22 protein-coding genes and 1 pseudogene are annotated in these 24,536 nt (G+C 66.2%); 9 read left to right on the top strand and 14 right to left on the bottom strand.

Features of this window, described 5'->3' with window-relative positions:
• Positions 1-17 precede the first annotated feature (17 nt).
• From IEY69_RS16580 to IEY69_RS16550, 7 genes are all read left to right on the top strand, one after another.
• A complete protein-coding gene (locus IEY69_RS16580) occupies positions 18-794 on the top strand; it encodes an AIM24 family protein (RefSeq protein WP_189074262.1) in 777 nt (258 codons plus the stop codon).
• Positions 795-885: 91 nt separating this feature from the next.
• A complete protein-coding gene (locus tag IEY69_RS16575; RefSeq protein ID WP_189074261.1) occupies positions 886-1,896 on the top strand; it encodes an ATP-grasp domain-containing protein in 1,011 nt (336 codons plus the stop codon).
• On the top strand, positions 1,886-2,971 hold the full coding sequence (locus IEY69_RS16570; RefSeq protein WP_189074260.1) for a phosphoribosyltransferase domain-containing protein: 1,086 nt from the start codon (positions 1,886-1,888) through the stop codon (positions 2,969-2,971). The genes IEY69_RS16575 and IEY69_RS16570 overlap by 11 nt, the downstream gene beginning before the upstream one ends.
• Positions 2,968-3,699, top strand: coding sequence for an HAD family hydrolase (locus tag IEY69_RS16565; protein WP_189074259.1), 732 nt, complete (start codon positions 2,968-2,970; stop codon positions 3,697-3,699). Before IEY69_RS16570 ends, IEY69_RS16565 begins: the two co-directional genes overlap by 4 nt.
• Entirely contained in the window at positions 3,696-4,670 is a 975-nt protein-coding gene (locus tag IEY69_RS16560; RefSeq protein WP_189074258.1) for a cysteine protease StiP domain-containing protein, read from the top strand. Before IEY69_RS16565 ends, IEY69_RS16560 begins: the two co-directional genes overlap by 4 nt.
• A 9-nt stretch (positions 4,671-4,679) precedes the next feature.
• Positions 4,680-5,588: an HpcH/HpaI aldolase/citrate lyase family protein gene (locus tag IEY69_RS16555; protein ID WP_189074257.1), complete on the top strand. Its 909-nt coding sequence runs from the start codon at positions 4,680-4,682 to the stop codon at positions 5,586-5,588.
• A 54-nt stretch (positions 5,589-5,642) separates the two neighbouring features.
• A complete protein-coding gene (locus tag IEY69_RS16550) occupies positions 5,643-7,526 on the top strand; it encodes a VWA domain-containing protein (protein ID WP_189074256.1) in 1,884 nt (627 codons plus the stop codon).
• 29 nt (positions 7,527-7,555) lie between these two features.
• Here IEY69_RS16550 and IEY69_RS16545 read toward each other — a convergent pair whose 3' ends face one another.
• From IEY69_RS16545 to IEY69_RS16495, 11 genes and pseudogenes are all read right to left on the bottom strand, one after another.
• Positions 7,556-8,296, bottom strand: a complete 741-nt coding sequence (locus tag IEY69_RS16545) for a hypothetical protein (protein WP_189074255.1) — start codon at positions 8,294-8,296, stop codon at positions 7,556-7,558.
• 503 nt (positions 8,297-8,799) lie between these two features.
• The gene (locus IEY69_RS16540) at positions 8,800-9,849 is read right to left on the bottom strand and encodes a DUF475 domain-containing protein (protein WP_189074254.1); all 1,050 of its coding nucleotides are present in this window, start codon (positions 9,847-9,849) and stop codon (positions 8,800-8,802) included.
• Between the two features lie 88 nt (positions 9,850-9,937).
• Positions 9,938-10,513 carry a TerD family protein gene (locus IEY69_RS16535; RefSeq protein WP_189074253.1) on the bottom strand — a complete coding sequence of 192 codons (576 nt, stop codon included), beginning with the start codon at positions 10,511-10,513 and terminating at the stop codon, positions 9,938-9,940.
• Between the two features lie 83 nt (positions 10,514-10,596).
• Complete coding sequence (locus IEY69_RS16530) at positions 10,597-11,178, bottom strand: TerD family protein (protein ID WP_189074252.1); 582 nt, start codon at positions 11,176-11,178, stop codon at positions 10,597-10,599.
• Between the two features lie 50 nt (positions 11,179-11,228).
• The gene (locus IEY69_RS16525; protein ID WP_189074251.1) at positions 11,229-12,461 is read right to left on the bottom strand and encodes a TerD family protein; all 1,233 of its coding nucleotides are present in this window, start codon (positions 12,459-12,461) and stop codon (positions 11,229-11,231) included.
• 147 nt (positions 12,462-12,608) lie between these two features.
• Positions 12,609-13,847 carry a VWA domain-containing protein gene (locus IEY69_RS16520; protein ID WP_189074250.1) on the bottom strand — a complete coding sequence of 413 codons (1,239 nt, stop codon included), beginning with the start codon at positions 13,845-13,847 and terminating at the stop codon, positions 12,609-12,611.
• Between the two features lie 25 nt (positions 13,848-13,872).
• Complete coding sequence (locus tag IEY69_RS16515; RefSeq protein ID WP_189074249.1) at positions 13,873-15,153, bottom strand: vWA domain-containing protein; 1,281 nt, start codon at positions 15,151-15,153, stop codon at positions 13,873-13,875.
• Positions 15,154-15,258: 105 nt separating this feature from the next.
• Positions 15,259-15,834, bottom strand: coding sequence for a TerD family protein (locus tag IEY69_RS16510; RefSeq protein WP_189074248.1), 576 nt, complete (start codon positions 15,832-15,834; stop codon positions 15,259-15,261).
• A 52-nt stretch (positions 15,835-15,886) separates the two neighbouring features.
• Positions 15,887-16,339 (bottom strand): tellurite resistance TerB family protein, encoded by a 453-nt coding sequence (locus IEY69_RS16505; RefSeq protein WP_189074247.1) that lies wholly within the window; start codon positions 16,337-16,339, stop codon positions 15,887-15,889.
• Positions 16,340-17,006: 667 nt separating this feature from the next.
• A pseudogene (locus IEY69_RS16500) lies at positions 17,007-17,642 on the bottom strand (IS630 family transposase); the annotation flags it as partial.
• A gap of 5 nt (positions 17,643-17,647) precedes the next feature.
• Positions 17,648-18,118, bottom strand: coding sequence for a helix-turn-helix domain-containing protein (locus tag IEY69_RS16495; protein WP_189074246.1), 471 nt, complete (start codon positions 18,116-18,118; stop codon positions 17,648-17,650).
• A gap of 299 nt (positions 18,119-18,417) precedes the next feature.
• On the opposite strand from IEY69_RS16495, the gene IEY69_RS16490 reads away from it, so the two are divergent.
• Positions 18,418-20,199 (top strand): TerD family protein, encoded by a 1,782-nt coding sequence (locus tag IEY69_RS16490; protein ID WP_189074245.1) that lies wholly within the window; start codon positions 18,418-18,420, stop codon positions 20,197-20,199.
• A gap of 51 nt (positions 20,200-20,250) precedes the next feature.
• Here the strand turns inward: IEY69_RS16490 and IEY69_RS22070 are convergent, their stop codons facing one another.
• The 3 genes from IEY69_RS22070 to IEY69_RS16475 all read right to left on the bottom strand — a co-directional run bounded on the left by IEY69_RS22070 (position 20,251) and on the right by IEY69_RS16475 (position 22,190).
• Entirely contained in the window at positions 20,251-21,657 is a 1,407-nt protein-coding gene (locus IEY69_RS22070) for an AIM24 family protein (RefSeq protein ID WP_189074244.1), read from the bottom strand.
• A gap of 80 nt (positions 21,658-21,737) precedes the next feature.
• Positions 21,738-21,932: a hypothetical protein gene (locus IEY69_RS16480; protein WP_189059453.1), complete on the bottom strand. Its 195-nt coding sequence runs from the start codon at positions 21,930-21,932 to the stop codon at positions 21,738-21,740.
• Between the two features lie 105 nt (positions 21,933-22,037).
• Entirely contained in the window at positions 22,038-22,190 is a 153-nt protein-coding gene (locus IEY69_RS16475) for a hypothetical protein (RefSeq protein WP_189059451.1), read from the bottom strand.
• 35 nt (positions 22,191-22,225) lie between these two features.
• On the opposite strand from IEY69_RS16475, the gene IEY69_RS16470 reads away from it, so the two are divergent.
• Positions 22,226-24,385: a helix-hairpin-helix domain-containing protein gene (locus tag IEY69_RS16470; protein WP_189074243.1), complete on the top strand. Its 2,160-nt coding sequence runs from the start codon at positions 22,226-22,228 to the stop codon at positions 24,383-24,385.
• The last annotated feature ends 151 nt before the right edge of the window (positions 24,386-24,536 follow it).

Raw genomic sequence — 24,536 nt, 5'->3', positions numbered from 1 at the left:
CCGCTACTCTGTCCTCCATGAGTTACCGGATCCAGCTGAGTGAAGAGAGCAGTGGGGGCCTGAGGGCCGAGTTGTACGCGATCTGCAAAGTCACGTCTCAGCTCGTGCAGGGCACATCCGGCGCCACCCCGACCTTCAGGGATATCTATACCGATACCGGCCAGCGCCAGCTCAAGTTCACGCTGCAGGACGACAGCGTGGTGCTTGAACCCGGCATCCTCTCCTACGCGCACGGTCGGCTGAAGTTCGAAGTCATCCAGCAGCAGGCCGGGGGCGGCGGTTTCCTCGGGCGCGCCATGCGCAGCGCAGGCACAGGAGAATCGGCCTACGGCACCCGCGTCACCGGGACTGGCGAAGTTTGGACGGAGCCCACCCATAAACATTTCGTCTTCGCGAATATGGAAAGTGGCGACAGTATGCTCGTCGACGACAAAGCGTACTACGCAGCGCAGGGCTCCCTGCGCCTCAGTACCCATCAGCATGCCAGGGTGCAGGGCGCCGTCAGCGGGAACGGCCTGATGCAACCCCGCCTGGATGGGCGAGGCCTGCTGGTCATCGAGTCGCCCGTCAGCGTCCATGAGATCGAGATGCTGGACGTGCCCGCTGGGGAGACCGTCACCGTTGACGGGGACATGATGCTGATGTACACCGCCACCATGAACCCCCGCCTGGGGCCGCTGGTGCGCGGTCTGCGAAATTCACTTCGCAGCGGCGAAGGTCTCGTGTATACCCTGGATGGTCCGGGGCAGGTGTTCCTGACGCCCACGCACGTTGCCACTGGCAGCTTGGCCTGACGATCACCGTCCGAGTCCGCACGTGGTGATGCTCCCGTCGCCAGGTGCCCTCGCCCCTGTTCATCCTCACCTCACTGCCTCAGGAGTTTCCATGCGAGCCTACTTCAACAAGAATTTCACCGGGACGGCCGATCAGATCCGCGCCCTCCAGTACAGCGGGCACGACGTCGTCGTCTCACACACCGACCCCGCGCACGCCATGCTGGACGCCGCGAGGGGGTGCGGGATGACCGCCATCGTCGAGCCCCGCAACCTTGAAACGGCCCTCTATCTGGACTACATCGCGAATCTGCTCCGCGAGCAGCGGATTGACGCATTCATTCCAGGAAAGCTCGCCGAGCAGTTCGCCGAGCAGCGCGGCCGGTTCCCTCAGGCGATCGTACCGGCCGACCCGCACACCCTGCGTCTGATCAACAACAAAGCGCGTTTTCTGGCGGACTGGCCACAGTCGCTCCTGCCGCTGCCGCGCTGGCAGGTGTTCCACTCCCTGGAGCAGTTCGACGCGGCGCGCGCCGATCTCGCGCGGGAGGGCGTGAGGCTGTGCATGAAACCTGCCGAGGGGATCTATGCCAGCGGTTTCCGGATGCTCAGCGACACGCCCCGCGTGACCACCTTCCTGAAAGGTGAATTGTACGAGATGAGCACTGCAGCCGCCCGGGAGATGATCGCCGCGGCCGAGACGTGGCCCGAATACCTCCTGATGCATACCCTGCCCGGTGACGAGCGCAGCGTGGACTGCGCGGCCCTGAACGGGGAACTGCTGGGCTGCGTCGTGCGGCGCAAGACCAGCCAGGATCAGGTCATCGAACTCCGACCCGATCTGGTTGCCGTGGCGCGCGCCATGGCGCGCCGCTATCATCTCAGTGGTCTGTTCAACTTCCAGACCCGCGACGATCGCGCCGGGACCGCGCACCTGCTGGAGATCAACACCCGCGCGTCTGGCGGCATCCGCAACGCCCTGGCGTCGGGCGTGAATCTCCCAGGGCTGCTCCTCGACGCGGTGAGCGGCGTGCAGCGCCCGGACGTGGTGACGCCCGCGCAGGTCATGCATGTCCGGGAAGACAAGCGCGCCCGGAGGGTGAGAGAACCCCATGCCCACTGAGCATCACGTCACTCTTCCCAGCGGCACCCTGCGCCTCACTGTGGAGCGCGAACTGCAGCCACTGTCGGATCTGGTCAAGTACGCTGTCCGGGAGAACCCCAAGCGGGGATTCCTGTTCGTCAGCACCGTGCTCGGCAAGCACATCCCCACCCTGCCCGAGCGCGCAGCGTGGACGCACCAGGCGCTCGCCCGTGCGCTGCCCCCGCTGACGTGGCCGCACTTCATTGGCCTGGCGGAAACCGCCACCGCGCTGGCGGAAGGGGTTCACGCCGAGTGGCAGGCCCTCTGGCCCGATGTGCAGTCCAGCTACCAGCACACCACCCGGTACCTCACGGGTGAGGCTGTGCTGCTGCGCTTCGATGAACCCCACTCGCACGCCCCCGCGCACATCCTGCACCAGCCGGACGGGGACGTGAGCGGCGTGCGGGAACTGGTGCTCGTCGACGACGAGATCACGACCGGCACCACCCTCACCAACCTCGCGCGGGCCTGGTGTGACCTGTACCCTCAGGTTGACCGCATCATCCTCATCTGCCTTACCAGCTGGGCTGATCCGGCCGCACTCCAGGCGCGCGTCACGCCGCTTCTGCACCTGCTCAGCCTCACGCAGGGGAAGTACGAGTTCACGCCGAACCCCACCTGGCCGTCCCCGGTGACGCCCCCCGTCCACGGCACTGATGGCGTGAGCAGGACCCACCTCCAGCAGTCCAGGCGCACGGCCAGCCGGCCGCTGACCTTACCCGACATGGAGGCCCTCGGCCTAACCGGCGCGTCCCGACTTCTGGTGCTGGGCACTGGGGAACATCAGTACCCGGCGTACGCCCTGGCCCGCCACCTCCAGGACCAGGTGGCCCAGGTCCGTTTCAGCGCGACGACCCGCTCGCCCGTCCTGCCGGGCCTGGCCATGACACGCAAGCTGACCTTCACCGACAACTATGGGGACGGCATGCCCAACTACCTCTACAACGTCGACCCGGACGTGTACAGCGACATCATCGTCGTACATGAGCCTGGCTGTGACGTGCCCGAACTGCTGGCTCTCCTCGGCCGACATGCCCGGAGCGTGATCCTGTGACCCCCGCCTTCCTGGCTTTCACTGACCTGGACGACACGCTCTTCCAGACCCCGGCCAAGTGCCCGCCCGGTGATGACCTCATCCTGGCGGCGCAGCATGCCACGCCCGAGCGGCAGAGTTTCACAACCAGCGCGCAACGTCAGCTCATTGACGCACTTGACCAAGCGGGAGGCCTCCTGATTCCCGTCACGGGCCGCACACCGGCCGCCATGGCCCGGGTACGGCTGCCCTTCCGCGCGGAAATCATCTGCGATCATGGCGCGACCCTCCTGGATCCGGGTGGCGCCGTGAACGAGGAGTGGGCGGAACGCGTCCGGGCGCTGCTGGCCGATGGGATCGTCGACAGCGTCCAGCCTGCCGCTCAGCAACTCGCTGCGCTGCACGGCTGCACCCTCAGCACCCACACCGTGCTGGGCGCGCCTTACATGCACGTGCTGAAACACCCGGCGCGCGGTAGCCTGACCGCGGCGTACCACGCCGCCCGCACCTTGCAGGGTGCGGGACTGAACGTGATCGCCAACGCATCCCACATCAGTCTTCTGCACGCGCAGGTCACTAAAGCGGCCGCCGTGGCCTTCGTGCGCGCCCGCTACCCCGCCCAGCTGCTCACACTGGGCCTGGGAGACAGCCTGTCCGACCTGCCCTTCATGCGTGCCTGTCACTTCTGGTTGACTCCCGCCGGACGGCAGATTGACCACGCCCTCGATCCTGACGGAGCTCACCTGTGAACCACAGCTTTCCACCCGGCGACGTGACGTTCCACCTCAACGAAGGGACACCGCAGTGGGTCAGCGTGGCCGAAAAGGAGCGGCTCCTGCGGGAGGGCACGTCGTACGCCACGCTGCTCACGCCTGAAGCCGAGCCGGTCTGGGGCGGCGTGTTCGATGCGGTGCTGCCTCGACTCGCCGCCCGCACAGCGGGTCTGGTTGAGCAGGTCACCGCGCAGATCGCCGCGCACCACGTCCGGCCCGTCCTGATCTCCCTGGCGCGGGGCGGCACCCCGGCGGGTGCGCTGATCCGCCGCGCGGCCGCCCGGCGTGGCCTGGACTGGCCGCATCACAGCCTCAGCATCATGCGTGCCGAGGGGCTGGACCTCGTCGCCTACCAGGAAGTCCTGGCGCTCCACCCGGAGCGGGAGGTCATCTTCGTGGACGGCTGGACGGGCAAAGGCAGCATCCGCGGCGCCCTGGAGCGCAGCGTGCCGCAAGCGCGGCTGGCCGTCCTGAGCGATCCCGCCGGGATCAGCACGTACGCAGGCACCTATCAGGACGTCCTGATCCCCCACGCGCTACTGAACGCCACCGTCTGCGGCCTGCTCTCCCGCACGTTCCTCAGTGGACCAGGGCGGCACGCCGCGCAGGTGGAACTGAATCTCGGGACGCACGACCGGACGCAGGTGTACCTGGACGCGGTCAATCAGGCCACCCCGCAGCCTGTCCCACCCGGTCCGCGACCCGACGCGCCCTTCGTCGCCACGTACGCCCTCGCTGCTCAGTACGGTGTGACCGACCCGCACCGCGTCAAACCCAGCGTCGGGGAGGCCTGCCGGGTTCTGCTGCGCCGCGCTCCCCACGCCCTGCTGCTGCGGCAGGCCGGGTACCTCGACACGCGTCACCTGGAACAACACGCGCTCGCCCACCAGATTCCTGTTCACGTGCACGCCGATCTGCCCTACCAGGCCTGCGCGCTCATCCAATAAGGACGGCCCATGGCTCACCTCGGCATTACCCTCTACACCCCCGCCACCCACCCGGACCTCGGCGCGATCGCGGCCGGCAAGTTCCCTGGCCTGACCAATCACGTCTGGTGCACCGAAGACGCCATCCGGGACGAGGAACTCAGCGAGGCTATGCAGAACATTCTGCGGCACCTGGATTACGCGGAATCGTTCACCAGTCGCGTGTACCTGCGCGTCCGCTCCCCGGACGTGCTGACCGAACTGGCCCGGCATGACCTGTCGCGCGTTCACGGCTTCATCCTGCCGAAAATCCACGATGGGAATCTCCGGGCGTATATGGACGTCCTGCCCGCCACGCATGTCGCACAACTGACCCTGGAAACCCGCGAAGCACTGAGTGAGCACCGCATGATGGTGCTGCGCGACCTGATCTTCCAAGAGAGCTGGCAGGGGTACGTGGAGGCCCTGCGGATCGGTGGAAATGACCTGATGAACGTCCTGGGTGTGCGCCGCGCGCCAGGGCGCACCGTGTACGAGGGGCCGCTGGAGCGGATCGTGAGCATGCTCGTCGGCGTCTTCCGGCCATACGGGTTTCAGCTGTCCTCCCCGGTGTACGAGGTGTTCAGTGATCTCATTACCCTTGCGCGCGAAGTGCAACAGGATCTGGAGTACGGCCTGTCCGGTAAGACCATCATCCACCCCGTGCAACTCGCGACCGTGCGGCAAGGGTACCGTGTGCCCGTCCGGGATCTGGAGGAGGCCCAGGCGATCCTGAAGCCAGACGCCCCGGCCGTCTTCCAGATGAACGGGCGCATGTGTGAACCTGCCACGCACCGCCGCTGGGCGCACGATACCGCCGAGAGGGCCACCCTGTACGGACTCCTGCCGCCCAGTGCTGGAGACGCCCTTCACTACCTGCCTGCGCTGGGCGCAATCTGAATCACGCAGCCCGGTTGCTGCCCAGCGTTCCGCAGCCGGCAACAAGGACACCACATGCCACCACTGCTCAAAGGTCAGCGACTTCCCCTCGGACCTCAACACACCGGGTTGATCCTCACACTTCACGCGGAACTGGACCATCCGGACGTCGACCTCAGCCTGTTCGCGCTCGACGACGCCCGAACCATCAGAGACGACGCCTACCTGACGTTCTTCAACCAGCCTACCTCGCCCAACGGTGAAATCCGCATGACCGCCGCCGGGGCGGGCGTGCAGTTCACCCTCAGCCTCGATCAGCTGCCCCCGTGGATCTCGCGTCTGGTGTTGTGCGCGACCAGTGACTCGCAACCGATCGGGCGCCTGCGCCGTGGTCAGGTGACGGTGACGCCCTCGTCGGGCGACGCGCTGAACTTCGACCTCAGCCCCGGCGGTGACGAACTGGCCGTGATGCTCGTCGAGGTCTACCGGCACCAGGGGGCGTGGCGTGTCACGGCAGTCGAGCAGGGCTTCAACGGCGGGATGGACGCTCTGGTGCGTTCCTTCGGCGGGGAAGTGGCCGATGAGGTGCCGGCGGCGCCTGCGCCAGTGGATCCGCCACCACCGATCCCTGCAGCCCCGGCCGCGCCCGAGCCGACCACGAAAGTGGAACTGCGCAAACAGCAGGTGGGCGTGGTGCTGACCAAGGCGGGCATCAGTGGTCTCAAGGCGCGCGTGATGGTCGTCATGGACGCCTCTGGCAGTATGGGCAGCCTGTACAGCCGCGGCACCGTGCAGGAGACCCTCGAGCGCCTCATCCCTGTAGCGGCTCGACTGGACGACAACAACGCCATGGAATTCTGGTATTACGCCGACCGGTTTGCCCGCATGGGCGACCTGGATGAGGATAGCGTGCTGGGCGTGGCCGGGACGCAGATGCCGCAGATCACCGGCGTCGTCCCGGCCGTCAGGAAAATCGGGTACGGCAACAACGAGCCGCCCGTGATGCAGGACGTCCTGAGTATCCACCGCGCCGCCGCTGCGGAGGACCGCGCCGAAGGAGCGCCAATCATGCCGACCCTGGTGCTGTTCATCACCGACGGAGGCATCAGTGGGGGGACCAGCCGGCAGATCGAGACGATCATCAAGGACTCGGCCCGGGACGCTCTGTTCTGGCAGTTCGTCGGACTGGGCAACGCGAACTACGGGGTGCTGGCCAAACTCGACACCCTGCAGGGCCGCGCAATCGACAACTCCGGCTTCTTCGCGGTCGACGACATTGACCGGATCAGCGACGAGCAGCTGTACACGCGTATGCTCAGCGAGTTCGCGGCGTGGTGGAAGAAGTGGAGCTCACTCGGGCTGGACAGCGCGACTCCAGCCTCCAGCGGCGCCCGTCCGCCTGCCCCTGCCGCCCCCACCGGCCAAGTCAGTCTCAAGAAGAACACCAGCGTGAACATCCAGAAGGGCAAGAAGATCACGATCACCCTCAGCTGGGCCGGCAGTGGTGACCTGGACCTGTACGCCTTCTACGTTCTGAAGAACGGCTCGACCGGCAAGGTCTACTACAAGGACAAAGGCGCGGCGGCCACACCGCCCTACATCACCCTGTCCGGGGACAGCCGGAGGGCTGGGAAGGAAACGGCGGTCATTCACCGCCCGGATGAACTTGCGCACGTCCTCTTCGCGGCGTACAGCGCTGTCTCAAACGGTGCGGGATCGTTTGCCAGCTACAAGCCCACAACCATCTTCACCGATGACTTGGGACAGGAGGTGCGTGCGCCCGTGCTCGGCCGCAACCACTTCTCGTTCTGGGTGGCCCTGTCTGCGATTGATCTGACGGGCGCGCAGGCAAAGATCAGTCACCTCGAGCGGTACTCCAGTTTCGGCACAGAACGCAGCCCGATCCTGCACGCCAGCGGGAAACTCGAGATGAACAAAGGGGTCATCGAGTTCAAGTGACGCTGCGACTTTATGTCAGCGGGGCTGCGTCAGCCCCGCTGCGCACGGGCGTGCTGTTCACCCAGGGCGCGCAGCGCGTCGGTCGCCGTGCGGCGCAGCGCGGGCAGGTCCTGCACCATCATCGACCGGGCGCGGGCCAGCTGATCGCCGTCGAGGTGCGCTTCGACCCCGTCCGCCAGTACCCGGATGCCGATGCCGCCCAGACCTGTCAGCAGTCCCGCCACCAGGGCCTGATCCACCTCGCCCTGCACCCTTAGGGTCCGTAGGGGGTACGCCGCGCGCCAGTACGCCTCGCGCAGGGCCATGTGTACACGCTGCGCCACGCTGCCCCCAAAGGCCGAGAGCGCTTTGGGATTCAGTCGGTCAACCAGGGCGGCATACCGACCTGAGTCTACGCCGTCCAGATGCGCCCAGGCCTCACTGCGGTGCCGCGCGAGGATCTGCAAGTCCATCACGCCCAGCACCCGCTCGATTTCCGCCGGCGTGAGCGTCGGGTCGTCTACCAGGCGCTCCAAGGCTTCGTCCTGACGGTCCGTGCCGAGTTTGGCCAGTTCCAGCTGCGCTTCACGCAGCGAGTCGAGCACCGACAGGTCCTGCGTGACGGGCAGCCCCGGGTCGATATCGAACAGGGTCATGTCGTTCGCCTGCAGGTGCGTGAGCAGTAACCGCGTGGCGTTGGTGCGCTCACCGCCGACGCCGCGGCGGGCGAGTTGAAGGAGCTTGAGTGCGCGCGTGCGGGCGGGCTGGTCAGGGGGAGGACTGTGGTTCATCTGGACGTCTCCAGGGAAGAGTGGTGAAGTGGAATCGCGCGATTGTGTCCCCGCGCGGACTGTTGAGTGGAGTCCAGACGGCGTCGGCGCAGGTGGTCCGGGGGGCGGGGCAGCCACAACGCGATCAATGCGCTCAGTAGCCACCATTCAACCGCGTGTGCGACTGCGCTCCTTGGGACGTCTTCAAGTGCAGCGTGCGCGCACAGCAGGCCGAAACTGATGCCGCAGGCCCGTACCTGCCGGCGAGGCAGAGGTGGCTGCCACGGCCGGGTGGTCCAGCCAGTCACGAGCCCTAGGAGGGCCAAGCCGACCAGGACGCCCATGGAAAGGTGTCCGACCAGGTGGGTCACGGCGTCCACTGCGATCCAGGTGAGTACTGTGGATGGAAGCCACGCGAGGAGCGTCATGCGTGCTCGTGATGAAAGAACCGTGTCATGAAAGCTGCCTCCAGACGGCCCTGTGGGCATTCTGGAGGCAGCATAGCAGCGCGTTACGCTGACTGGTTACGCAGTTCCGCCACCCAGGGCGTCCTTCTTGTTCGCGCGGAGAGAGGAGATGATCGAGAAGACGATGAAGCCCACGCCGATCAGGCCAGTGACCACTTCAGGAATGTGAATGGCGGGATTCATGTGCAGCAGCATGATGATCGCCAGCGCCAGAATGCCGTAATGCGCGCCGTGCTCCAGGTAGCGGTACTCAGCCAGCGTCCCCTTATGCACGAGGAACAGCGTCAGCGACCGCACGAACACAGCGCCGATCGCTAGGCCTGCCGCGATGATCACGACGACGTTGGTGATGGCGAACGCGCCGATCACGCCGTCCAGGGAGAAGCTGGCGTCCAGGATTTCGAGGTACATGAACGCAGAAAAGCCTGCGGCGCCCGCTTTGGCCGCCATGTCGTCCGGATCGAACAGGTTCCCGATGGCGTTCATGATCAGGTACAGCACCAGACCGACCAGCCCGGCCGTCAGAGCCGTGACCTGCTCGGCGACCGGTACCATGAACTTGGTGATCAGCAGCAGCGCCGTGACAGTCACCACGACCTGAATCGTGTCGAGTTTGCCGATGCCGGCGAGACGACGCTCGAAACCGCCCAGCCAGTGCAGGTCCTTCTCTGGATCCATCAGGTAGTTCAGGGCGACCAGCAGGAGGAATACGCCGCCGAATGCGCTGATGGCGATCTCTGCCTGCTCAAGGTACTCAGCGTACCGGTTGGAGTCGTTCAGGGCGAGGTTGGCCACCTCACCGAAACCCAGGCCGGATGTGACGGCCACGATCAGGATGGGGAAGATCAGGCGCATGCCGACCACGGCGATGAGGATGCCCCAGACCAGGAAGCGCTGCTGCCACTTCTTGGTCATGTTCTTCAGGACCGAGGCGTTCACGACGGCATTGTCGAAGCTCAGGGAGACCTCCATCACGCCGAGCACGATGGCGATGAACAGGTAATTCAGAGCGGTACTGATTCCGCCCACGCGCAGGCCGTACCAGAAGGCCAGCACGAGGGACAGTGCGGTGATGATGAAGGCGAAACCGAATTCTCGTTTGATCATGACGTCCTTACCAGGGTGAGACAGGAGAGGGGCCTCCCACGCCGGATACCCAGTGTTCCGGTGGAGAGGCGCGCGGAAGACTTGAAGTTTAAACGTTCACGCCGTAGCCGCGGGCCATCGGCGCCAGGCCACCGGCAAAGCCCTGCCCGACCGCGCGGAACTTCCACTCGTTACCGTAGCGGTACACTTCACCGAACACCACGGCGGTTTCCGTGCTGAAGTCCTCGCCGAGGTCGTAGCGGGTGATCTCGCGGCCCGTCGCGTCGTCCACAATGCGGATGAAGGCGCCGCCCACCTGACCGAAGTTCTGACGGCGGGCGTCGGCCTCGTCGATGGTCACGCCCACGACGATCTTGGCGATGTCGGCCGGGACGCGGCTCAGGTCGATCTTGATGCTCTCGTCGTCCCCGTCACCCTGACCGGTGCGGTTGTCGCCGGTGTGCTCAACGCTGCCGTCCTGGCTGCGCAGCTGGTTGTAGAAGATAAAGTCATGGTCACCGCGCACGCGGCCCGAGGCGGTCAGCAGGAACGCGCTGGCGTCCAGGTCGAACTGCTGACCGTCACTGACGCGGGGGTCCCAGCCGAGACCCACGAGGATGCGGGTGAGATTGGGAGCTTCTTTGCTCAGGGAGATATTGCTGCCTTTGGACAGGGACAGGGCCATGGGGTCCTCCAGGGACGGGGAATGAAACGGGTGGGGAGTATGGATTCAGAGACGGACGCCCCAGGGTAGGGGGTTCCAGGGTCTCACAGGTGAGCGCGGATGTCGGGCAGGTTGTCGTGGTACGTGCGGCCGGACGCAGCAGCACCGATCGCCTTGAAGGTCCAGTCGCTGCCCTCGCGCCTCAAGCTGGCAATAATCAGGCCGTTGTGATTGCCCTGCCCGGCCAGTTCATAGCGGGCGAGTTCCTTCTCACCCTGCTGATTGATCAGGCGGCAATACGCCGTTTCGATGCGGTTGAAGCTCTGACCGCTGTAGTTGTTCACGCTCAGGATCACGGTCTGCACAGCGGAGGAGAGACGGGTCAGGTCGATGGTGATCGTCTCGTCGTCCCCGTCCCCGTCGCCGGTGCGGTTGTCGCCACTGTGACGGACCGAGCCGTCCTTGCTCTGCAACTGGCGGAACCACACTTGGTCGACCAGCGTCCCCTGCGCATCGAACATCAGGGCGTTCGCGTCAAGATCGACAGCTTCCCGCCCAGCGCCGAAGCCCAGGATGCCTTTTTTCTTGATGCCCTCCCAGCCGACGCCGAGGCGCACGGTGGTGAGGGTGGTGCCGCTGGTCTTGGCCAGGCTGATCTGTTGACCTTTCTGCAAACTCAGTGCCATGGTGACGCTCCTGTGGGGATGAATGGTGCGGATGAATGGGCTGCGAGGCGTTACTTACTCCCCGCCACCCAGCGGAACCCGAAGCCGTAGTGCTCATCGCACTGCTGCGCGCCCAGGAAATACCGTTCTTCTTTGGTGACCTTGATTTCCCCGCCAATGTTCTCGATCAGGGCGATCCCGCAGAAGGTGCGCTGAATGTCCGGGTTGCTCAGGTGGACGGCGATCTCGTTGCCCTGCGGGTCCTTGAGCGAGAGCCGGGCACCCACCTGGGTGAAATCGTTGGTGCCCTCATAGATGCACGTGAACACCAGCACGGTGTGGATCAGATCAGGACGGAAGATGGTGAGGTTCTCTCCGTCAAGCGCCGCCCCGGTCCGGTCGTCCTTGTCGAGCAGAATGTGCGGCAGGAGCCGCTCGGAACCGAAGCTGTTCCCGAGCGCCTGAATGACGCCGCGTTGTCCGTCGTTCAGGACGAACATGCATCCCAGATCCAGGTCGGCGGCGGCCGTGATACGGCTGAACATCCCGCTGCGTTTCCCACCGCGGTCCCAGTTGAGGTTCACGCGGATCGGTTCGGCGTGCCCGGGTTTCTTCAGGGAGATGCGGGTGCTTTCCCCCTTCTTGTCCAGCGTGATCTTCTTGAGGTTGATCGGTGGGGCAGGAGGGGCAGGGGGCGTCGCGGGGGCTGGTGAGGACGTGGGCGTGGGCCGGGGCGGTGCGGGCGCGGCGTTCGGCGCGGGGCTAGGTGGGGTCGGACCGGGCCGGTCAGCAACTTCGCCGCCGTAGTGACGGACGAGCGCCGCAAGGCCACCGTTGAACCCCTGCCCGACCGCGCCGACGCGCCAGAGGTCCTTGAAGTACACGTCGAACAGCATCACGGCGCGCTCCTGCTGGAAGTCCCGGCCGGTCACGCGGTAGGACGCCACGGGTCGGCCATCGGCGGAGAGGGTAATCTCCGCGTGGTCAATCTGCCCGAAGGTGCCGTCATCTACGGTCGCGGTGAGACTCAATCGCCGAATGGTCTGCGGGAGGCGCTGCAGGTCAATCGTGAAGATCTTCTCGCCGCGCGCGCCGCTACTCATCTGCACGGCCCGCTCGGGCGTGGCGGGCTGGTTGAAGAACACGAGGTAGCGGTCGTCGCTGAGTTGACCGCCGGCGTCGAGGCCGAACAGGCTTAAATCGTACTCAGCGGCAGGACCGGTGACGCGCGCGGAGATCGTGAGAAGATTCGAGGTGGTCAGGTGGCTGAGCGGCGATTTCTGCCCGGTCTGAAAGGCCTGCATTCAGCCGGCCCGCTGGTGAATGGGAATCATGGACCCTCCTGCGGATCGTAGGGACTGTGAGCATATTAAACGGATTTCGGGACGCGCGTTGCCTAAAATGCGCGTCCCTGTGGGGATTTGACTGACCACCGGGTCAGCGTGGGTGTCTTACAGGATGCCGGCCCGCTTCGCGCTGCGTTGCCAGCTGTCGAGTTCGTTGACGAGCAGGTCAAACAGCTCCTCGTCCGGCAGACGGATCGGCGCTTTGACCTTGAAGAAGTCCGCATTGTCCACGGCGCGCCCGGTGAGGTCATCGAGTGTCTCTAGGAAGTCGAAGTTCACGCGGCCTTCTTCGATTCCCATGAACTTCCAGAAGATCGCTTCACGGGACATCTCGCGCATCAGGCTGATGACGCTGCTGGGGTTACTGGTGCCGCCGTCGGTGATGAACAGCACCAGCGTTGGGATGCGTTTGCCGCTGCGCTGCACATCCTCGCGGACCAGTTTCATGACGGGGCCGTAATGTGTGCCGCCTTCAAGGTCCACGCGCATCCGTTCGACGAAATCACAGGCGTTGCTGAGGCTCAGGGTGCCCTTGCGGTGCGCGCGGATCCCGAAGAGGTACACCTCGACCTCGCCGTCGTCATCGAGCTGCGTGGCGAGCGCGAGGGCGCGGTTGGCGAGGTCCTGCACGCTGCCGCTGCGGTACTCGTTCGACATGCTCGCGCTGATGTCGAGCACCAGTTTGACCTGATAGCGCGCCTCGTCCAGGCCACGCTTGGCAAGGCTGACGGAGGCGGCCTTCATCAGCGACACCAGCTGCGGCTGCTCCTTTTCCGCCTTGGCGAGCAGCACCTTCTGCCGCTCCTTGACCAGGCTGACCGGTGCCGCTGGCCTGGGCGCCGCAGGAGTCGGTGCCGCGTCGTCGGCCACCTCACCACCGAAGTGCTGCACCAGCGCGGCCAGGCCGCCATTGAACCCCTGCGCGACCGTGCCCAGGCGCCACGCGCCATCCTTACGGTAGAAGCGGACCAGCATGACGGCCATCTCGTCTTTCAGCGCTGTTCGGGCGTTGAACACGTGCGTTCCGATCGCCACGTCCAGGCGCGTCGCGGCGCTGATCGGCCGGGTGTCATGCGTGGCGGTCAGGTACACCTCGTCGACGTTCGTCGCCAGTCGATCGAGATCCAGTCGGAAGCGCTGGGCATCGTCCTGCACGAGCGCGCCGTCCGGAGAGGCCGTCTGGTTGAAGAACACCATCCAGCGGTCGTCCTTGAGGGTTCCTCCCTGCAGGCCGAACAGAGTGAAGTCGGCGTCCGCGAGGTCGCACGTGACCTGCACGGTGAACTGGTGGCTGAGGCCAAGCTGGGCCAGCGGCAGGCGCTGCCCTTGCGTGAGTTGACTCATGAACGCTCCAGGGAGAAGAGGCGGATCACGGGAGGATCCTCGCGGCTTTCGCCTTGCGGACCCAGTCGGGGAATTCACTCAGGATCCGGTCGTACAGCTGCGCGTCCGAGATGCGGTCCAGGTCATCCACGGCGAAGAAGCCAGAATTGTCGATCGCGCGGCCCGAGAGCGTGTCGAAACGCTCCAGGATGCCGTAGTTGGCGTTTCCGAGACCCACGAACTGCCAGAACAGGGCGTCACCTGCGCTGCCCTTGATGATCTGCTCGATCTTCCGACTGGTGTGCCCGTCAATGCCGCCGTCCGTGATGAACAGCACCAGCGTCGGCAGGGATGTGCGTTCCGCTCGGTGTTCTTTCAGGACCGCTTCCATGACGGGGGGCTCGTTATTCCCGACCCCGTCCGCATTGTGATACCGCCGCCCGATGCGCCCCATGACGTTCTGCGCGGTCAGGTGCGGTTGTTTGGAGAAGCGGGAGGCGTAGTAGAAAAATTCCATCTCCCCGTTGTCGTCGAGTTGCATGGCGACCGGCACCAGCCGCTCCAGCGCGGCCTGCACCTTGCCCTGCTGGTACAGACCCATCATGGAGCCACTGGCGTCCATCACGAGCATCACGCGCGCCTGGATTCCCGCTGCGCCTTTTTTCTCCAGGGTGAGCCGCACCGCCTCCTTGCGCAGGCTCAGGGTGCTGTGGATGCCAGCCGTTGTGGCGGGGCCTACTGGAGCCGGAGTCGAGGCAGGCGTCGGCGCGGAGGTGCTGGGCGCCGCGCCGCGCAACATGTCCAGTACCTTGCCCATGAGTCCGCCGGAAGGTGCGGGCGGTACCGGGGACGTGGCGGATGTGGGACGTGGGGAGGGAACTGCGGCAGGTACCAGCTGCTCGGAGGGGACCCGGAGATGCTGGGCGAGGCCCGGCAGGTCACGGAACCCGGCATTCATCGCGGCGTACTTCCACTGGCCCTGGTGGCGGTAGAAGCGTCCGAACACGCCGCAGACCACGCCGTCGCCCACGTCGGCGAGATCATAGTCAGCCGCGCCGATGCGTGCCGGGCCACTCAGCGCTGCAGTTGACCAGGCCAGCAACAGTACGTCATCCACCACGTCCGGCAGGGCGGAAGGCTGGAACTCCGCCTGACTGGCCGTGCTGACGGTCACGCCAGACCCATGGGGGGACTGCATGGAAAGCAGTTCTTCGACCTGGCCGCCGCAGCGGACAGCGATGAGCAGGTCGGCGCGGCTCAGGTGAATGCGGAGGGGGGCGGGACCCAGTTCGCCCAGTGGCAGGCGCTGCCCAGCCTGGAGTTTCAACCGAACCCTCTTTTGGACGTTGGCATCAGCGGCAGACCTCGGTGTGGAGACGGGCGCCGCATCCAGTGAGGAACGCAGCGCCCGCCTGAAACAGGGGAGATGGGATCAGACGTTGACGCCGAAGTTCCCGGCGAGGGCCGCGAGGCCGCCGGCGTAGCCCTGGCCGATGGCCTTGAACTTCCAGTCGCCGCCGTGGCGGTACAGTTCACCGAAAATCATGGCGGTTTCGGTGGAGTAGTCCTCACTCAGGTCGTAGCGGGCAATTTCCTTGCCGTCGGCGGCGTTGAGCACGCGAATGAAGGCGTTGCTGACCTGACCGAAGCTCTGCTTGCGGGCGTCGGCATCGTGGATGGTCACGCCGAATGCGACGCGCTGCACGTCGGCCGGGACGCCCGTGAGGTTCACGTCGACCGTTTCATCGTCGCCGTCCCCCTGGCCGGAGCGGTTGTCGCCAGCGTGCGTGACGCTGCCGTCGGCGGAGGTCTTGTTGTTGTAGAAGACGAAGTCCGCGTCGCTGCGGACCTTGCCGGCATCGTTCAGCAGGAAGACGCTGCCGTCCAGGTCGAACTCGGTGCCGTCGGTCACGCGGGGATCCCAGCCCAGGCCGATCTTGACGGCGGTGAGACCAGGGGCTTCTTTGCTGAGGGAGACGTTGCCGCCTTTGGAGAGGGAAACAGCCATGGTGGTACTCCTTAGTTGAGAGAGCGAAAATAGGAGGGGCGTGCCCCTGAGCTTACAGCCCGAATTCGTTCGGGTCGAGTTTCAGGGCGAAGACCAACTCGCGGACGACCTTCTGCTCATGCTGGTCGAAGTTCCCATCGGCGTTGCCGATCAGGACAGCGAGCTGAATGACGGCGCGGGCCTCCTCGGGCTTCTTGATCTTCCCGACGACCTGCATCAGTTCGATCTTGCCGAAGTCGAAATCAGTGTCCAGCTTGCCGCAGTACTCGTCGTAGCGGGTGCGGAGCTTGTTCGTGTCGAACGCCTTGAGCTTGTCGCTGGACATGATGAATCCGGCGGTCTTGCGGCGCTCCTCGGGGCTGACCGAGCCGTCCGCGGCACTGATCAGGGCGCAGGCGGCCATGGTGGCGTCCGCGAACGCCGCGTTCTGGAAGCGGGCGATGTTCTGCTGCGCGGCGGCGCTGCCGTCCTGCGCCAGTTGCTTGAGTTTGTTGAGAAATCCCATGTGTGGTGCCTCCTCGGTGGGCCGCGCAGGGCGGCCCTGGGATTCATTATGTCGGCGTCCCGTTCATTTGTTTTGCTTTTTTGACGCACCGCCGCTGGATACCTGCAGGGGACGCCCCTGCGGGAAGGGCGTGGGGCGACGCAACCGGGAGGCAAGGGAGCATCGGGCGCGGCGCAGGCATCAGGGAGGCCTATGAATGACCCTCGACCGCTGCACAGCTCCTGGTGCAGACGATGCGTCAGAGCGATGTTCCGTTCCTGCCGACATCGTGACTGTCTTGTCCCGTCGGCCTGAGTAGCGATGGGGCCGGACGCCTCGCCACGTGCGGTCCAGCCACGGAACAGGACCGATGGTTCGGTTCGGCGGTCAAATCCGTGTCGCCTCACTGCATGGAGCGGGTAAACTTCGCCAGCCATGGATTGTGCTTCGTGAAGATGAATAGTGTTCTGGACGGCCTATTCGCGGTTTTCCCGACTGATTCCGTCCTGATTCAGGGCGTTGTCGGCATTCCGGGTAGTTGGCTGGAACCAGACGTTGTTGACGAATGCAGATGAGGGCTCCCAGACTCCGCATTTCTAGTGGCCGAGTCCCGATGAGCTGCCCCGCCGAACAGCAGTTTTCGAATCCGCCAACAAAGTCTAGTGGATGACCACAGGCATGAGGATAGCTATTCATTGATGTGGTAGTGGCGTTTGAGCTTATCCCGTGCCGCCGATATCGGGAACTGCCCATTCGCCCGCACCGACCGCGCATTGCGGTCGGTTTCCCACGCCAGCAATTCCGCTTCGACTGCGTCCACACTGGCCAAGCGCTGCCCCAGACACTGTCGTTGCAGGACTGCCCACTCCAGTTCCGCCATGTTGAGCCACGACGCATGTTTGGGCGTGTACACCCACTCGAAGCGTCGGCTCAGCCGACGCGCCTCCTCTGCCGGGAGGTACTGATACAGCGCGGCCGGACTCTGCGTCGACAGCTGATCCAGCACCAGCACGATCGTGTCTGCTGCCGCGTACCGCACGTCCAGCGCCTGGAGCTGCGCCGCGAACTCGGCGTTCCCTCGCCGCTCCGTGACTGTCACGGTGCGCTGACCCATCAGCGGTTCGAAGGCCACGAAGAAATTCACCGTGCCACAGCGTTTGTATTCATGATCAACCCGTGCCGGGATACCCGGCACGGGTGGCAGCGGATCGCGCACATGATCAAGCAACTGGTAGGACTTCTCGTCGAAGCAGATTACGGGCCGACGGGCATCGTAGGGCAGCGCATAAGTGTCCAGTACGGCTTCCATGCGCCACACGAAGTCTGCGCCTACCTGGGCGACACACCACCTCTCGACCTGCCACGGCTTGAGGACGTTTTTTTCAGCGTACGCCGGACAGTTTCATCACTGATGCGGTCCACGACCCCCAGCGTCACCAGGCGATCAGCCAGCAACCGCATCGTCCAGGTTTCGCGCCCGACGGGCGCGGAGCACACTTCGGCAATGAGGATGGCCGTCCCGTGCGCATCAAGTTTGGGCGGCTGTTTCGGCCGGGCTCTTTCGTACAGGGCGGCCTTCAGGCCGCCCTGTACGAACTTACGTCGGATGGACGCTACGGTCACGGTGCTGACACCCACGCGCTCGGCGACGTCCCGATCCTTCAGTCCCTGGTCACTGAGTAGCAACAGCCGTGCGCGGGTGATGACCCGCGCACTGTGGACGCCTTTGCGGGTCATATCCGTCAGTTCCTGCCGCTCGTGTGCCGTCAACGCCACCACACACTGTTTCTGTCGCCCCATCCCTCAGCTTAGATCAAGCCAAGCCTGTGGTCATCCACTAGGCGGACAGATGCTGATGAATTTAGGCGAGCAGAGCGTGGTTCATGGGGTCCCTCTGACCCCGGCCAGGGGTGAAGGCCGTTGGTCGTGCGTCGGCATGCTCCTTGCAGTGTCCGCTGCACCTGGGTGGCGGCGTGTCAGGGGTCGCCGCTGGCCGTCATGGTTCCGTGACCCGCGCATGTGTAGGCTACCGGCATGATGTCCAGTTGCCCCGCGCCGGCCACGACATTTCACCTGCCGATGTCCTGTGAGGCGGCGTCGTGACGCTGACCCTCCTGCCCGGCGAGCGACGGGCCCTGCGGGACCTGGGTGTCATCACCCACGTCGAGGTGACCGTGGCGTACGGGATGCCTGACCTGCACGTCGCCGTTCTGGCCCTGGATGAGCAGCGTCACCTGCGGCCGTCAGGCGTGGCGTCCCCGGCCACACCGGACCTGCTGGGCGGCGCGGTGACCGGCGCGTACGCAGAGGGAAAGGCGCGCTTCGCTGTCCACCTCACTGATCTCCCTGAAGAGGTCAAGCGCGTGGTGCTGGTGGCCGGTCACGACGAGCGTCCAGTTGCCCAGGCCCAGGCTCTGACCGTCCAGCTGGGCGGGCATGTCTTCGAGCCGCTGCCGCTGCTCACGCACGAAAAAGCCGTGGTGCTGCTGGAACTATACGCCACGACCACCGGCTGGCGGGTCGCGGCTGTTGGTCAGGGCCACCAGGGCGGATGGGATGACCTGCTCACAGCGGTTGCCGCCACCCCCGAGCAGATCACCGCGTGGTCGGGTCAGCGCCTGGCCATGCGTCAGCGGGACGCGTTCACGGAATGGGAGGTGCAGGACGCCAGCGGCGCGGCGCTCCTCAGCCTCCGGGAAGCGCAACCGCTCGATTTCAGGGACGCGGCCCCGGTCACCCTGTCTGACGATCAGAAGGTTCAGTTGGGCCACGCCCTGCAGGGCGCTGTCCGGATGGCAGGAGCGACCCTGCCGTCCCTGCTCAGCGCCAGCACCTACCGCCTGGTGCTGAATCCCGAGATGCAGAAAGCCATTCGCGGCGGCGCGCAGATGATGAACGTCGACGGTGGCCTGACCGGCTTCGTGCGAAACGCGCAGACCGGCCGCATCATGGGCGCCGGGCATTTCCGCCCGGATCAGCTGATGCGCGTCACGGCCGTCGCCACCGTCGCGTTTCAGGTGGCCGCGTTCGTGACCGCGCAGTACTACCTGCACGCCATCAATCAGGAACTGAAATCCATCGACCGGAAACTCGACGGTCTGCAGGAATTCCTGGACGGCCAGGCCATGGGCCGCCTGCTCGCCCGCCTGAAAAGCGTGCAGCGGAATGCGAAGCTCCTGCAGCAGCGGCCCCTGGATGCCGAGGAGCGGACAGCCGCGCTGGCCAGCGTGCTGGAGTTGATCCATGAGTCCGAAAGTCAGGTCGCGCAGCATGAACTGCCTATGGCCAATCTGGAAGACGCCCTGAGGGACAGCGGGACCTTCAAACTGGAGGAGGCCAGACGCAGCCTGAAGAAGCACACGCGGCACATGAACACCGCGCTGTTCGCCGCGGCGACCAACATCCGGGCGTTGGAGGTCGGCGTGCAGCTGGGGTGGGCGCCGGACCGGGTTTCACTGCACGAGGAGGACCTGCGGCGGTCCCTGCAGACCCTCGAGCGCGCCACGGCCGTGTTTGCGCAGGCGCTCACGCACTACGACGCGCAGGCCAGCGCCCGGAACGCGCCGGGCAGCGAGACAGAGTTCTCGGTGCGTGGCGTGGTGGCCGGCCTGTTCGGCCGCCTGATGCAGGGCCGCCGGAACAAACAGGACCAGCAGCGGGCCGCGTTCAAAGATCAGCCGGACGGCTGGGTGCCCACCTTGACCACGCACCAGCACATGCTGACCCAGCTGCAGGCCCAACTCGGTCAGTTCCAGACGATGCGCGCTGGCATCCTGCGCGAACAGCAGAAACCGCAGACCCTGATCCTTCAACTGGACCACCAGGGCACTGTGGTTCAGTCGTACCTGGAACAGGAGCGGGAACTGGACACCGTCCGCTGACGCGCACTTCTGAGTGCCTGTGGGCGGCGGGCCCCGTTCTCCCTCCTCGCCTCAGTGGGTGGGCAGGTTGCTCATGGCCGGGGACTCCTCGTAGGGCTGCACGATCACGAAGCCGCTGCCCTGGAAGGCCATCTGCAGGGTCTCGCCGCCGCCCCGCCCGAACATGGACCGCAGGTCCTGCGCGACCCGCAGGTCCGGGCGTAGGTGCTCACTCCAAGCGATGGTCGCGTTGGGGTCCGTGAAGACCGGCTCCTGCGGCGTGACCCGCAGGGTCAGCGGTTTGCCGTGACTCAGGATGGCCACCAGGCCGTACCCACTCATCCGCACGCTGAACAGCCCGCCCGACACCATGCCTGCCACGGAGCGCTGCATCGTGATCTCATGGGTGACGGTGTCCTCAAACGCGAGCAGGTCGTTGCCGCTGACGTTCAGCGTGTCGCCCTGCAGGCGGATGATCGACACTTCCTTGCCCTGATCGGCGAGGTAGCACACGCCCTGCCCCTGAATGCTCACGAGGGGCCCCATCTCCCCGCTGCCCATCCGCATGGCGGCGCCCAGGAGGCCGCCCATGCCACCGCCGCGCATGCCGCCCATCAGGTCACTCAGCGTGCTGGCCCGCTGGAAGTCGAGCCGCCCCTTGTACGCGACCATCGCGCCGAGCTTGCTCCACACCCGGCCGTTGACCTTCACTTCCAGCATCTTGCTGGACTCGAGCTCGAAGACCTCCCCGGGCCGGTCCTGCTCGGCGCTGGCCCGCAGGAAATCCGCGATGCTGGCGCCCTGCCCGCCCGGCCCGCTGGGGGATAGGTCCGCAGGAGGGACGGGAGGCGGCGCGGGAGGCGTAGGTGCAGGAGGAGTGGGCGTGGGTGTCGGTGCTGGCGGCGTCGGGGTCGGCGTCGGTGCGGGGGGAGGGACCGGCGTGGGCGGCGTGGCCGGCGTGTCCTCAGCGATCTGCCCACCGAAGTACGTCAGCAGCGCGTCCAGCCCGCCCTGGAAGCCCTGCGCGATACTCCCGAGTCGCCACTCGCCGCTGTGCCGGTACAGTTCCGCGATCATCAGGGCGCGTTCCGCCGTGAACGCCGTGCCGGTGAGCTGCACAGCGGCCCGCTCGGTGCCTGCCGGGTCCTGGAGACTCAGGCGCAGCTGCCCCAGGCGGCTCATGGGGCTCTGGTCGTGCGAGATCACGAACACCAGCCGCTCGATGCTGGGCGGCAGCGCCCCGAGGTCCACGTCGAACGTGGCGCGCGGGCCGTCCAGGTGCAACTGCACCTCCCGCGCGGGGCTCTGGAGGCTGTTGAAGAACACAAAATACCGGTCGTCGCGCAGCTGGCGCTCCCGGTCCAGGCCGAACACGCTCACGTCCGCGCCGCTCAGGTCATGGGTGACCTGCACGCGCACTCGGGTGTCTGGGGTGAGGTCGGATAGGCGGCGTTTCTCGCCAGGTTGCAGCAGGGTCATGGGGCACCTCGGGTGAAAGTAGGCGGGCCCGGGGGGGCCGGTCGTGGCCTTCAGTCTAAGAGGTGCCGAGTGCGGTGGGGTCAGTGCACGGCGCGCCCAGTGCCCTCACCGGCTCCGGCGAGTGCTGCCCGGTGGCCCGCTTCGATCTCGTTGAGCTCGCGCAGTTCACGCAGGAGCGCATCCCGGCGCTGCGCGATGGCCGACAGGGCGCCGCGACGCTCGTCGGGCGTCAACGGGGCGTGCTGGGCCGCGTGGGCGGTGGGGGTGCGGGGCATGGCCAGTCCTCCTCTCGGCAGGGTACGGGGCGCGTGGGTGAACGCCCGAGAGGCGCCGCCTCTCCTGCTCGCGAATGGTCCGCTCTGTGCAGGGGGCTCAGGTGCTCAGCGGCGCGCGGGCTGGGCCTGTCCGAGCGCGGTGACGACCGACCGCGCCTCTGGCCACCCGCTGCGCCAGAACGCCGGGTCAAAGTGCCGCGCCACCAGCGGCTGAACGAGCAGGCAGGCTTCGTAAAACTGCGCCCGCGCGTCATCCATCAGGAGGGGGCGCTGCGCCCGGGCCGGAACTCGACATGGCCGGGTTCTTCCTGACGGCCGCCGAGGTCACCGACTACTGCCGCGCGCATGGGATCCTTGCAGCGGGCCGAGGCAGTGCCGCTGGGAGCGTGCTGTGTTACGCGCTGGGCATCACCCTGAGTGATCCCCTGGCGCATGGCCTGCTGTTCGAGCGTTTCCTGCACACCGGCAGGACGTCCATGCCGGACGTGGACATCGACATCGCCAGTTCCCGGCGGGATCAGGTGCTGAGCTGGGTGGAGGACCGCTGGGGCCTGACCGGCACCGGGGAGGCGATGGTCGCCAACCGCATCACGTACCGCCTGAAGAGCGCCATCCAGGACCTGGGGCGGGCGCTGGGCCTCCCACCGGAGCTGCGCGACCGGCTCTCTCGAGCCCTGGGACGGGACTACGGGCACCTGCGGCCGCACCGGGCGAGGGAAGCCGAAGCGGTCTTCACTGAGGTGCTGGGCGACGCGCCTGTGAAAGACGCCCTGCTGACGCTCCTGGAGCGCCTCGAGCCGAAATTCACCCGGCACCTCGCGCCGCACTCGGGGGGCGTGGTGCTCAGCAGTGAGTCCCTCACGCACTACAGCCCCCTCACGCGCAGCTCCGGGGGCATCCGGATGCTGACTTTCGACAAGGACGACGTGGAACGCCTGGGCCTGATCAAGCTGGACCTGCTGGGGTTGCGGATGCTCGCAGCCCTGGAACGCGCCCGGGAGGAGGTCCTCAGACTGACCGGTGAGTGGGTCGAGTACGGGCAGCTCCCCGATGACCCCGGGGTCTGGCGGGAGATCAGCACCGGCGACACCATGGCGCTCTTCCAGATCGAGTCCCCGGCGCAGGTGCAGATGACCGCCCGGCTGCAACCGAAGGACATGACGCAGCTTGCGCACCAGATCGCATTGATCCGCCCCGGACCCATTCAGAGCGGCACCGTGCATCCGTACGTGCGCCGCGCCAGGGGAGAAGAGCCTGTCCCAGACCTGCCTGAGCCTCTCCAGTCCATCCTGGCCCCCACCCACGGGACGCTGATGTTCCAGGAGCAGATCCTGCGCATTGCCGTGCAGTACGCGGGCATGGACTGGCCGCAGGCGGACCGCTTCCGGAGTCGCCTGAGCAAGGTGGAGGACCCGGACGAGCTGGCTGCCCTGCGCGTGAGCTTCCTAGAGGGCGCAGCCGCGACGGTCGGGGCTTTTCCCTGGGAGGCGGACGCGGTGTTCGAGCAGTGCGCGGCGTTCCGGGGGTACGGGTTCGCGGAGAGTCACGCGCACGCGTTCGCCCAGCACAGCTACGCCAGCGCGTACATGCGCCGTCACCATCCAGCGGCGTACTTCGCAGCGTTCCTGACCGAAGCGCCCGGCATGTGGCCCGCGAGTACCATCGCCTCGGAAGCGGCCCGGCGAGGCGTCCGGCTGACCGGTGCGTGCGTGAACCGCTCAGGTGTGTCGTACCGCGCAGAGTCCGTCCACACGGTCCGCGTGCCCCTCACAGCTGTTGAGGCGATCAGTGCGGACACGGCCCGGCAGATCGTGCAGGAACGCCTGACGAATGGCAAATTCCAGGGCGTCGAAGACTTCTACGACCGCGTGCAGATCAAGCGGGATGCGCTCGACACCCTGGTGAAGGCTGGGGCGTTCGACGCGCTTGACCGGCAGCGCAACCGCCGGGAGGCGTACTTCGTCCTCCAGACGGTCGCCCACGCCCGCCCGCCCGGGACGCGGGCCCTGCTCGCGCCTGAGGCGGCCCTGCCCGACGTGCCTGAGTTGCCCATTGACCTGCAGGCCGCGCTGGATACGGGGCTCACCGGGACGACCCCGACCGGGCGTCATCAGCTGGACGCCCACCGCGCTCGGCTGCGCGACCTGGGCTGCGAGACCCTGGCCAGCTTGCGGCACGGGGCCACCTGCTGGGCCGCAGGCGTGATCGTGGCGAAGCAGCGGCCGCCCACCGCGAAGGGCTTCGCGTTCTACGTGCTGGAGGACGCCACAGGACGAGTCCAGGCGATCATCAGCCCGGACCTGTGGGAGGCCCACCGGGCCCTGCTGCGCGACGCGCGCGCCCTGATCGTCCGTGGGCAGGTCACGCGGCAGGGCAGGGCGGTCACGGTCCGGGTCGAAGGACTGGCGGAACTCCCGCTCCGACCAGGCGGCGCGGCGCAGGCGGCCGACTGACACGTGGCACGCCCGTTCTCCCGATCGATATGCGGTCAATGGAGACGCTCGCCGGTGCCATGTCAATTCCTGAGGCAAGCTATACTCCTCAGTACCCGACACTTTCCGGCGATTTCGTCTGGGACGCCACCAACAGGTGGATCAAGTCACA

Source organism: Deinococcus sedimenti (assembly GCF_014648135.1).
GTDB classification, from domain to species: Bacteria; Deinococcota; Deinococci; order Deinococcales; family Deinococcaceae; genus Deinococcus; species Deinococcus sedimenti.
The sequence above is the reverse complement of the archived record's forward strand: the minus strand, read 5'-3'. Positions and strand labels throughout refer to the sequence as shown.